Source organism: Melaminivora jejuensis, from assembly GCF_017811175.1.
Lineage (GTDB): Bacteria > Pseudomonadota > Gammaproteobacteria > Burkholderiales > Burkholderiaceae_C > Melaminivora > Melaminivora jejuensis.
Map to the genome: position 1 here is coordinate 3,407,251 of NZ_JACWIJ010000002.1, position 10,250 is coordinate 3,417,500.

Genomic DNA, 10,250 nt, shown 5'->3' on the forward strand with positions numbered 1-10,250 from the left:
AGGCGCCCGTCCATGACCCCCCAGTTCGTCCTGACCATGGGCCGCGAGGCCCTGACCACGCTGTTGATGATCGCCCTGCCGGTGCTGGGCACCGTGATGGCCGTGGGTCTGACGGTGAGCATCTTCCAGGCAGTGACGCAGATCCACGAGGCCACGCTGGCCTTTGTGCCCAAGCTGCTGGGCGCCGTGCTGGTGCTGGCCATCGCCGGGCCGTGGATGCTGTCCACGCTGGTGGATTTCCTGCGCCGCACCATCGAGGGCATCCCCGGCGTGGTCGGCTGAGACTGCCGCGCAGGCGGGCCGGCAAAGCAGGGGCGGGGTTGCCTTGATCACCTTCTCCGAGGCGCAGATCATGGCCTGGCTGTCGCCGGTGCTGTGGCCGTTTCTGCGCGTGCTGGCGCTGTTTTCCACGGCGCCGGTGTTTTCCATGCGCGCCATCCCGGTGCGCACGCGCATTGGCCTGGCCTTTCTGATCGCCGTGTGCGCCCAGGCCGTGCTGCCCGAGCAGCCGGTCATCAGCGTCAATGGCCGGGCGGCGCTGGGCGCGGTGGTGCAGCAGGTGTTCATCGGCGTGTCGATGGGTTTTGCAGTGCGCCTGGTGTTCGCCTCGGTGGAACTCGCCGGCGAGGTCATCGGCCTGCAGATGGGCTTGAACTTCGCTTCCTTCTTCGACCCGGCCAGCAACGCCCAGGTCAGCGCCGTGGCGCGCTTTTTCGGCAACATGGCGCTGCTGCTGTTCGTGGTCATCAACGGCCACCTGATGGTGCTGATGGCCGTGGTCAAGAGCTTCGAGCGCTTTCCAGTGCAGGATCAGTGGCTGTCGGCGCTGGGCCAGATGCGCCTGCACGAGCTGGGCGCGTCGTTGTTTTCCAGCGCCCTGTGGATCGCCCTGCCCATGGTGGCCATGCTGCTGTTCGTCAACCTGACGCTGGGCATCATCTCGCGCGTGGCGCCGCAGATGAACATCTACGCCGTGGGCTTTCCGGTCACGCTCACCGTCGGCCTGCTGGGCATCTCGGCCACGCTGCCGACGCTGGAGCAGCCCATGCTGAGCCTGCTGGAGCGGGTCATCGCCCTGTTCGCGCCCGCCTGAGGTGGCCGGTTGCAGAAAAAAAATGATAGCTGGCAGCGCTTGTCAGTCAATGGTTTCAGCGTGTTTTCATTCGCAAAACGTTGACTGGCAAGCGCTGTCAGCTATTGTTTTGATAGTAAAAAATTAGACCAGCTGGTTGCGTATGGCATATACCGTCAGCTCGGAGTTGGTGGTCAGCTGCAGCTTTTGCAGCACGCGGGCGCGATAGACGCTCACCGTCTTGGGGCTGAGCATCAGCTCCTCGGCGATCTCCGACAGGCGCCGGCCCGAGGCGATCTTGACCAGCGTCTGCAACTCGCGCTCGCTGAGCTGCTCGTGCGGCAGCTCGGCCTCGGGCTGGGCCAGGCTGTCGGCCAGCAGCTGCGCCACCTCGGGCGTGAGGTACTTGCGCCCCTGTGCCAGGGTCTGCACGGCGGCGATGAGCTGCAGCGGATCGCCCGCCTTGTTGGCATAGCCCTGGGCGCCGGCGCGGATGGCGCGCAGCGCGTATTGATCCTCGGGGTACATGGAGACTATCAGCACGCGGATGTGCGGGTGCGTGTCGCGCAGCGTGGCCAGCACCTCCAGGCCGCTGCGCCCGGGCAGGTTCAAGTCCAGCAGCAGCACGTCGCAGGCGGCAGTGCGCAGCGCCTCGCGCAGCTCCGGGTAGCTGCCGGCCTCGCCGGTCACGGTGATGTCGGGCGACTCGGTCAACGTGTCGCGGATGCCGCGCCTGAGCACGGCATGGTCGTCGCACAGCACGACGTGGATCATGGGCCAGCTCCTTTCTCCCTCGCTACTGTGTCCCGGCGCGCAGCCGGGGCCTGCAGCCGATGGTAGCGTCAGCCCTCGGCGGGCTGGCCTTGCTCCTGCAGCGGCAGCGACAGGATGATGGAGGTGCCGCGCCCGGGCTGGCTGCTCACGTCCAGCCAGCCGCCGGCGCGGCGCGCGCGCTCGGCCAGACCCTTGAGGCCGAACGAGCGCGGCTTGGCCAGCATCTGCGGCGCGATGCCGCAGCCGTCGTCGCTGATCTCCACGGTGAGCACGCCCTCATGGTCGGACAGCTCGATGCGCACGCTGCGCGCCCGGGCGTATTTCTGGATGTTGGTCAGCGCCTCCTGGGCCGTGCGATAGGCCACCAGCTGCAGCGCCGGCGCCAGCGTGGCCATGGCGCCGGCGCTGCAGCTCAGGCGCACCGGCAGCCGGGTGCGCCGCTCGAAGCTCTCGGCCAGCCACTGCACGGCGGCCTGCAGGCCCTGGTCGAGCACCGGCGGGCGCAGATTCATCATGATGCGCTGGCTGGCATCCATGGCGTGCTGCAGCATCTCGGCAGCCGCCTGGGCGTGCTCGCGCAGGCCGCCCTCGGGGGCGTGGCGACCGATCCAGGCCAGGTCGAAGCGCGCCGCCGCCAGCGCGCCGCCGATGTCGTCGTGGATCTCGCGCGCAATGGCGGCGCGCTCCTCCTCGATGGAGGTCTGCAGGTGCTCGGCCAGCGCCGCCAGGCGCTGCTCGGAGGCGGCCAGCTCGGCATTGGCCTGCTCGCGCAGGCGCCGCGCCTCGGCCAGTTCGAGCACGCGCTCGACCACGCGCGGCAGATGGGCCACGTCGTCCTTGAGCAGATAGTCGGCAAAGCCCATGCGCATGGCGTCCACGGCGGCGGCCTCGCCGATGGCGCCCGTCAGCAGGATGAAGGGCGGTGGCTGCACGTGCGCCATGCCCGCAGCCAGTTGCCAGGCATCGACGGCGGTGAAGCCGGCCAGCCGGTAGTCGGCCACAATCACATCGCAGGCCTGCTGCGCCAGGTGCTCGGCAAAGGCCTGCAGCGTGTCCACCTGCTGGATCTGGTGCTCCAGGGCGCTGCGGCGCAGCACGCGCTGCACCAGCGCGTGATCGGCTGCACAATCTTCGAGATGCAGCACGCGCACCGGGCTTTTCCGGGGGTTGGACGCTCCCTGGTTGGGTATCATGGGATACATATTGGAACAATTGGTTCGATTGTCGCTTGTGCGCCCGCAGCCTGACGTTTGTTGGCCGACCTCGCCAGCGATGATGGAGAAACGATGCAATCCTCGCCTGATACGCCGTCCGAGCCGGCAGTACAGATATCCTTGCTGGTGGCTGCCGATGTGCAGGATGCGCTGCTGACCGTGATGCATGATCTGAACCGGCTGGAGGGCTTGCTCAACCATGCCACGGACAACCTGCTGGCGCGCTTCGGCGAGGCCAATGCCTCGCTGACCGATGCCGCCGTGGCCGGCAACCAGCAACTGGCGACGCTGCGCGAGGCGCTGCGCAGCGCGGTCACCGAACTGCAGTTTCACGACATGGCCACGCAGCTCATCTCGCACACCAGCCGGGTGCTGCAGGGCTGCGCCTTTCGCCTGGCCGCCGAGACCATGGGCGACAGCGACGGCGAGGCGGCTGCCGATGCCGAGCTGATGCCCGGGCGCCCCAACCCGGTCACGCAAAGCGAGATGGAAGCCGGCTCGGTGGAGCTGTTCTGAAGTCCGGCTCGGGGCGGGGGCGCCGGGCGCTTTAGTATCCACAGATCAATCAAAACGGAAAGACGTTGGAGCTTTACATGCAGACCATTCTCGCGGTCGATGACTCGCCTTCCATGCGCAAGATGGTGTCGTTCACACTCACCGGAGCGGGCTATCACGTAGTGGAGGCCGTGGACGGCCAGGATGCGCTGGAAAAGGCCGAAACGCACGAGATCCATCTGGTGCTGGCCGACCAGAACATGCCGCGCCTGGACGGCATCGGCCTGACGCGCAAGCTGCGCGAACACCCGCGCTTTCGCAGCACGCCCATCCTGATCCTGACTACCGAGTCCAGCGATCAGATGAAGCAGGCGGGCCGCAGCGCCGGCGCCACCGGCTGGCTGGTCAAGCCGTTCGACCCGACCCGGCTCATCGAGGTCATCCAGAAAGTCATCCGCTGAGGCCGTGGGCTCTCGCGCATCAGGACACGGCACAGGGGCAGCACCATGACGGATACACAGCAAGGCGGCGCAGGGATGGATTTCGACCTGAGCCAGTTCTATCAAATTTTCTTTGAAGAAGCGGCGGAGAACCTCGACCAGATGGAGCAGATGCTGCTGGGCCTGGACTTCGGCGCGGTCAACGACGAGGAGCTCAACGGCATCTTCCGCTGCGCGCACTCGATCAAGGGCGGCTCGGCCACCTTCGGCTTCTCCGACGTGGCCGAACTCACGCACCACATGGAGTCGCTGCTCGATCGCCTGCGCCGCCACGAGCTGCAGCTGATCCCGGAGATGGTGGACGTGCTGCTCGAATCGGCGGACGCCTCGCGCAGTCTGCTGGCGCGCCACCAGGCCGGCGGCCAGGGCGAGGCGCCCTCCACGCGCGAGCTGGTGCTGCACATCAGCGAACTGGCCGCTGGCGGTGGGGGGGCTGCGCCTGCCGCTCCGGCCCCGGCCCCGGTGCCGGCGCCTGCTCCCGTGCCGGCGCCTGCTCCGGCAGCGCCCGAGGCTGCCGCCAGCGCCGCGCTGCCGGCTGGCCAGCGCGCCCTGGAGATCCATATCGGCCCGCTGGAGCAGCCCGCCGTCGCCGACGCCATCAAGGAGCTGTTTCGCGACATCCCCGGCCTGGGCAGCATTGCCGACCTGCCCGACGAGCGCCCCGGAATGCGCCGCTTTGCGGTCACCACCAGCTCCAGCGACGAAGACCTGCTGGACTTGTTCGTCTTCCACGTCGCCAAGGAGCAGGTGGCCATCGTGCCTGCCGCATCATCCGCTGCACCGGTCGCCCCCGGGCAGGCCGATGCGCCTGATCAGGCATCCCACGCGGCGGGCCATGAAGCGGGCCATGAGGAGGCCGGGCCTGTGGCGCTGCAGGGCAGCTACGGCTTTTTCCCCGGCGCTCCGGGCGCTCCTGCCAACGCCCAGGCCGCAGCTGCCGCAGCTGCCGCAGCTGCAGTGCCTGGCGCCCCGGCCCCGGCGGCGCAGCAGCCAGCGGCCCGGCGCCCCGCAGCCGAGGGCCGCGCCGGCGGCGCTGCCGCCTCGTCCATGGAGTCCACCACCATCCGCGTGGCCGTCTCCAAGGTCGATCAGCTCATCAACCTGGTGGGCGAGCTGGTCATCACCCAGGCCATGCTGGCGCAAAACAGCCGGGGGCTGGACTCCAACCTGCACCAGCAACTGCTGGCCGGCCTGGCCGACCTGGATCGCAACACGCGCGACCTGCAGGAGTCGGTCATGTCGATCCGCATGATCCCGATGTCCACGGTGTTCAGCCGCTTCCCGCGCATGTTGCGCGACCTGGCCGGCAAGCTGGGCAAGAAGGTCGATTTCGTCACCCAGGGCGAGGCCACCGAACTGGACAAGAGCCTGGTCGAAAAAATCACCGACCCGCTGACCCACCTGGTGCGCAACAGCTGCGACCATGGCATCGAGATGCCTGCCGAGCGCCTGGCTGCCGGCAAGCGCGAGAGCGGCACGCTGACGCTGGCGGCCTCGCACCAGGGCGGCTCCATCGTCATCGAGGTGCGCGACGACGGCAAGGGCCTATCGCGCGAGAAGATCCTGAGAAAGGCGCGCGAGCGCGGCATGGATGCGCCCGACACGCTCAGCGATGGCGAAGTCTGGAACCTGATCCTGGCGCCCGGCTTTTCCACTGCCGAGGTGGTCACCGACGTGTCGGGCCGAGGCGTCGGCATGGACGTGGTCAAGAAGAACATCGCGGCGCTCAACGGCTCCATCGAGATCGACTCCGCCGAAGGCTACGGTATGCGCGTGTCGGTGCGCCTGCCCCTGACCCTGGCCATCATGGACGGCATGTCGCTGGGCGTGGGCGACGAGGTGTACATCCTGCCGCTGTCCTCGGTGGTCGAGTCCTTCCAGATCGACCCGCAGCAAGTCAACACCGTGGCGCAGGGCTCGCAGCTGGTCAAGGTACGCGAGGAGTACATGCCGGTGGTGTCGCTGGAGCGCATCTTCCAGGTGCCGCGCCCGCAAAGCGCCACCAGCAACAACATCATGGTCGTGGTCGAGGCCGACGGCAGCCGCGTGGCGGTGCTGGTCGATGAGCTGCTGGGCCAGCACCAGGTGGTGGTCAAGAACCTGGAGACCAACTACCGCAAGGTGCCCAACGTCTCGGGCGCCACCATTTTGGGCGACGGCACGGTGGCTTTGATCCTGGACACCGCCGCGCTGGTGCGCCGCGCGCGCCACTGACCGGGCCAGGCACAGGGATGGATGGAAACATGAACACAGGCATGAATGCAGCACAGGACACTGCCGGACGCGCCGATGCGTCTGCCGGCGCACGCGAGTACCTGACCTTCCGGCTGGGCCAGGAGGAGTACGGCATCGACATCCTCAAGGTGCAGGAGATCCGTGGCTACGAGACGCCCACGCGCATCTCCGGCGCGCCCTCCTTCATCAAGGGCGTGACCAATCTGCGCGGCACCATCGTGCCTATCGTCGATCTGCGCCTGCGCCTGGGCTGCGCGCAGGCCGAGTACAACAGCTTCACGGTGGTCATCGTGCTAAACCTGCGCGAGCGCGTGGTCGGCATTGTGGTGGATTCGGTCAGCGATGTGCTGGAGCTGCTGCCGGCGCAGATGCGCCCGGCCCCGGACGTGGACAGCAGCATCGACCCGCAGTGCATCCGTGGCCTGGGCGCGGTGGGCGAGCGCATGTTGATCCTGCTGGACATCGAGCGCCTCATGGCCGGGCTGGACATGGGCCTGGTGGCGGAGTCGGCATGAGGCTTGAGCGCGCCCAGCAGCCACGTGGCGAGGCCGGTCGGCGCACCCCTGCGCGGGCGCTGGCCGCGCGCGAGGCGGCGGGCGCCGAGGCCGAGGAGCAGGCGCGCGAGTTCGCCTGGGCCGGGGCCGATTTCGCGCGCGTGCAAAAGCTGATCTACCAGCACGCCGGCATCAGCCTGCACGATGGCAAGCACGCCATGGTCTACAGCCGGCTGTCGCGCCGCCTGCGCGAGACCGGGCACCGCAGCTTCAGCGAATACCTGGACTGGCTGGAGCACCACCAGGACGCCAGCGAGTGGCAGGAATTCATCAACGCCCTGACCACCAACCTGACGGCGTTCTTTCGCGAGCAGCACCACTTCGAGATCCTGGCCGAGCTGCTGCGCAAGCGCCCCGCCGGGCCGTGGAGCATCTGGTGCAACGCCGCCTCGACCGGCGAGGAGCCGTACTCCATCGTCATGACGGCGCTGGAGTCGCTCAGCAGCGGCGCCACGTTCAAGCTGGCCGCCAGCGACATCGACTCGCGCGTGCTGGCCAAGGCCGCCGAGGGCGTGTACCGGCTGGACAACCTCAAGGGTCTGTCGCAAGAGCGCCTGCAGCGCTTTTTCCAGCGCGGCAAGGGCGGCAATGCCGGCCTGGCGCGCGTCAAGCCCGAGCTGCGCCGCTGCATCGACTTTCTGAACGTGAACCTGATCCGCGACGACTGGCCGTTTCGCGAGCCCTTCGACGTGGTGTTCTGCCGTAACGTGATGATCTATTTCGATGGCCCGACCCAGCGGCGCGTGCTTGAGCGCATCCACCGCGTGCTCAAGCCCGGTGGCATGCTGTTTGTCGGCCATGCGGAAAATTTCAGCGACTCGCGCGACCTGTTCGTGCTGCGCGGCAAGACGGCTTACGAGCGCGTGTGAACGCTCCCCCTGTTTCGTAAGCCCGCACCATGAATCCATACCGCGCCACTACCCCGCCCGCTGCTGCAGCGTCCGCCCCGCAGGAGCGCCGCTACGTGCCGCGCATCACGCCCGTGGCGGGCGAGGCCGGCCCCGCTCCCGAGGTGACGCTGGCCGAGCTCAAGGCGCGCGCGCGCCGCCCGGGCGAGGCCTCGTTCTTCTATTTCGACCACCACTTCCAGCACAACGCGGTCAAGGTGCTGCCCGGGGAGTATTTCGTCGCGCGCGAGCGCATCACCATCGTCACTGTGCTGGGCTCGTGCATCGCCGCCTGCCTGTGGGACAGCCGCGCCTGCGTGGGCGGCATGAACCACTTCATGCTGCCCGATGGCGGCGGTGCGGACACCTCGGGGCGCTACGGCTCCTATGCCATGGAGCTGCTGATCAACGAGATGATGAAGCAGGGCGCGCGGCGCGAGACACTGCAGGCCAAAATCTTCGGCGGCGGGCAGGTGATGCACAACTTCACCACGCTCAATGTCGGCGAGCGCAACACGCGCTTCGTGCAGGACTACCTGGCCACCGAGCGCATCCCCATCGTGTCCGAGGACGTGCTGGACATCCATCCGCGCAAGGTGGTGTTCTTTCCGGTCACCGGCAAGGTCATGGTCAAGCGCCTGGCGCACGCCCATCCGGAGGTGCTGGAGCAAGAGACCGTGCGCGGCAGCGCCGCCCGGGTGGCGCAGGCCAACCGTGGCGGCAGTGTCGATCTGTTCTGAGTTTTGAGAGATGTCATCGGCGCGCCGCAGCGCGCCTGGAGCGAAAGTGTGAGACCCATGAGGAGCGGCAACATACGTGTGATCGTGGTGGATGACTCGGCGCTGGTGCGCAGCCTGCTGTCCGAGATCATCAACCGTCAGGGCGACATGGAGTGCATCGGCACGGCCAGCGATCCGCTGATCGCGCGCGAGATGATCCGCGAGCTGAACCCGGACGTGATCACGCTGGACGTGGAGATGCCGCGCATGGATGGCATCGACTTCCTGGGCCGGCTGATGCGCCTGCGCCCCATGCCGGTGGTCATGATCTCCACCCTGACCGAGCGCGGCGCCGAGGTCACCATGCGCGCGCTGGAGCTGGGCGCGGTGGACTTCGTGGCCAAGCCGCGCGTCGGTCTGGCCAGCGGCCTGAACGAGCTGGCCTCGCAGATCGTGGACAAGATCCGCGTGGCTGCGGTGGCGCAGGTGCGCCGCCTGCCTGCCGCTGCGGCGGCCAGTGCCGGCGCCAGCACTCACGGCCAGAGCGCTGGCGGCAGCCGAGCCGCGCCGGCCGCGCTAGCCGCGCCGACCCTGCTGGGGCGGCTGTCCACCGAGAAAATCATCTGCATCGGCGCCTCCACCGGCGGCACCGAGGCCATCCGCGAAGTGCTGGTACACCTGCCCGCCGACGCGCCGGCCATCGCCATCACCCAGCACATGCCGCCGGGCTTCACCACCAGCTTCGCCGCGCGCCTCAACAGCCTGTGCCAGATCACCGTCAAGGAGGCCGTGCATGGCGAGCGCATCCTGCCCGGCCACGCCTACATCGCCCCGGGCGGGCGCCAGTTCTCGCTGGCGCGCAGCGGCGCCAACTACGTCGCCGTGGTGGACGACGGCCCGCCGGTGAACCGGCACAAGCCGTCGGTGGAGGTGCTGTTCAAGTCGGCAGCGGCCATCGTCGGGCGCAACGCCTTCGGCATCATGCTGACCGGCATGGGGGCCGACGGCGCCGCCGCCATGCGCGAGATGAAGGACGCCGGCAGCTACAACTACGTGCAGGACGAGGCCAGCTGCATCGTCTTCGGGATGCCGCGCGAGGCCATCGCCCACGGCGCCGCCGACGAGGTGCTGCCGCTGACGCAGATCGCCCCGGCACTGCTGGCGCGCCTGCGCGGCGCCGGCGACCGGGTGCATCACCGGATCTGATGAGCTATCAAAAAAATAGCTTTCACCGCTTGCCAGCAAACGATTTCAAGGTGTTTTGATGTCGAAACCCTTGTCTGGCAAGCGGTACTAGCTATGAATTTTGAAGTTGCCGCCAATGCTGCTCAGGCGGACAACTCCTCCCAGCGCTCCAGCGCCTGCAGCAGCAGGTCTTCGATCTGGCTGTCGCGCTCATGCAGGGCGGCGGCGCGCTGGCCGTCGCGCACGTACAGCGAGCCGTCGGCCAGCTCGGCGCGGATGGCCTGCTGCTCGGCCTCCAGGGCGTCGATGTGCGCGGGCAGCTGCTCAAGCTCGCGCTGCTCCTTGTAGCTGAGCTTTTTCTTCTGCGGTGCGCGCTCGGGCTGGGGCTGGGCCGGGGCGGGGCGCTGCTGCGGCGCTCGGCCTGGCCGGCGCGCTCTTGCCGATGGCCGGCTGCCGCCAATGCCCGGCTGCGCTGCGACTGCGTCAGCCAGTCCTGCACGCCGCCCTCGTACTCACGCCAGCGTCCATCGCCTTCGCTCACGATGGTGCTGGTCACCACGTTGTCCAGGAAGGTGCGGTCGTGGCTGACCAGGAAGACCGTGCCGTCGTAGCCCT

11 protein-coding genes and 1 pseudogene (1 of these 12 running past the window's edge) are annotated in these 10,250 nt (G+C 68.1%); 9 read left to right on the forward strand and 3 right to left on the reverse strand.

What is annotated here, in order from left to right; genetic code table 11:
• Positions 1-12: 12 nt before the first annotated feature.
• Positions 13-282, forward strand: coding sequence for a flagellar biosynthesis protein FliQ (gene fliQ / locus IDM45_RS15985; protein ID WP_209423713.1), 270 nt, complete (start codon positions 13-15; stop codon positions 280-282).
• Between the two features lie 43 nt (positions 283-325).
• Positions 326-1,093, forward strand: coding sequence for a flagellar biosynthetic protein FliR (fliR, locus tag IDM45_RS15990; RefSeq protein WP_209423714.1), 768 nt, complete (start codon positions 326-328; stop codon positions 1,091-1,093).
• 123 nt (positions 1,094-1,216) lie between these two features.
• On the opposite strand, the gene IDM45_RS15995 is transcribed toward fliR, so the two are convergent.
• Together IDM45_RS15995 and IDM45_RS16000 are read right to left on the reverse strand one after the other, a co-directional pair.
• Positions 1,217-1,846: a response regulator gene (locus tag IDM45_RS15995; protein ID WP_209423715.1), complete on the reverse strand. Its 630-nt coding sequence runs from the start codon at positions 1,844-1,846 to the stop codon at positions 1,217-1,219.
• Positions 1,847-1,914: 68 nt separating this feature from the next.
• Positions 1,915-3,039 carry a hybrid sensor histidine kinase/response regulator gene (locus IDM45_RS16000; RefSeq protein WP_209424175.1) on the reverse strand — a complete coding sequence of 375 codons (1,125 nt, stop codon included), beginning with the start codon at positions 3,037-3,039 and terminating at the stop codon, positions 1,915-1,917.
• A gap of 93 nt (positions 3,040-3,132) precedes the next feature.
• Here IDM45_RS16000 and IDM45_RS16005 point away from each other — a divergent pair, with 93 nt between their 5' ends.
• The 7 genes from IDM45_RS16005 to IDM45_RS16035 all read left to right on the forward strand — a co-directional run bounded on the left by IDM45_RS16005 (position 3,133) and on the right by IDM45_RS16035 (position 9,656).
• Positions 3,133-3,576, forward strand: coding sequence for a hypothetical protein (locus tag IDM45_RS16005; RefSeq protein WP_209423716.1), 444 nt, complete (start codon positions 3,133-3,135; stop codon positions 3,574-3,576).
• A gap of 77 nt (positions 3,577-3,653) precedes the next feature.
• Complete coding sequence (locus IDM45_RS16010; protein ID WP_209423717.1) at positions 3,654-4,016, forward strand: response regulator; 363 nt, start codon at positions 3,654-3,656, stop codon at positions 4,014-4,016.
• Between the two features lie 45 nt (positions 4,017-4,061).
• On the forward strand, positions 4,062-6,269 hold the full coding sequence (locus IDM45_RS16015; RefSeq protein WP_209423718.1) for a chemotaxis protein CheA: 2,208 nt from the start codon (positions 4,062-4,064) through the stop codon (positions 6,267-6,269).
• Positions 6,270-6,298: 29 nt separating this feature from the next.
• A complete protein-coding gene (locus tag IDM45_RS16020) occupies positions 6,299-6,805 on the forward strand; it encodes a chemotaxis protein CheW (RefSeq protein WP_233457516.1) in 507 nt (168 codons plus the stop codon).
• The gene (locus tag IDM45_RS16025; RefSeq protein ID WP_209423719.1) at positions 6,802-7,713 is read left to right on the forward strand and encodes a CheR family methyltransferase; all 912 of its coding nucleotides are present in this window, start codon (positions 6,802-6,804) and stop codon (positions 7,711-7,713) included. Before IDM45_RS16020 ends, IDM45_RS16025 begins: the two co-directional genes overlap by 4 nt.
• A gap of 29 nt (positions 7,714-7,742) precedes the next feature.
• Positions 7,743-8,471 (forward strand): chemoreceptor glutamine deamidase CheD, encoded by a 729-nt coding sequence (cheD, locus tag IDM45_RS16030; RefSeq protein ID WP_209423720.1) that lies wholly within the window; start codon positions 7,743-7,745, stop codon positions 8,469-8,471.
• Positions 8,472-8,528: 57 nt separating this feature from the next.
• Positions 8,529-9,656, forward strand: coding sequence for a protein-glutamate methylesterase/protein-glutamine glutaminase (locus tag IDM45_RS16035; RefSeq protein ID WP_209424177.1), 1,128 nt, complete (start codon positions 8,529-8,531; stop codon positions 9,654-9,656).
• Between the two features lie 122 nt (positions 9,657-9,778).
• Here IDM45_RS16035 and IDM45_RS16040 read toward each other — a convergent pair.
• Positions 9,779-10,250: pseudogene (locus IDM45_RS16040) on the reverse strand (ATP-binding cassette domain-containing protein); it runs 1,428 nt beyond the window's last position.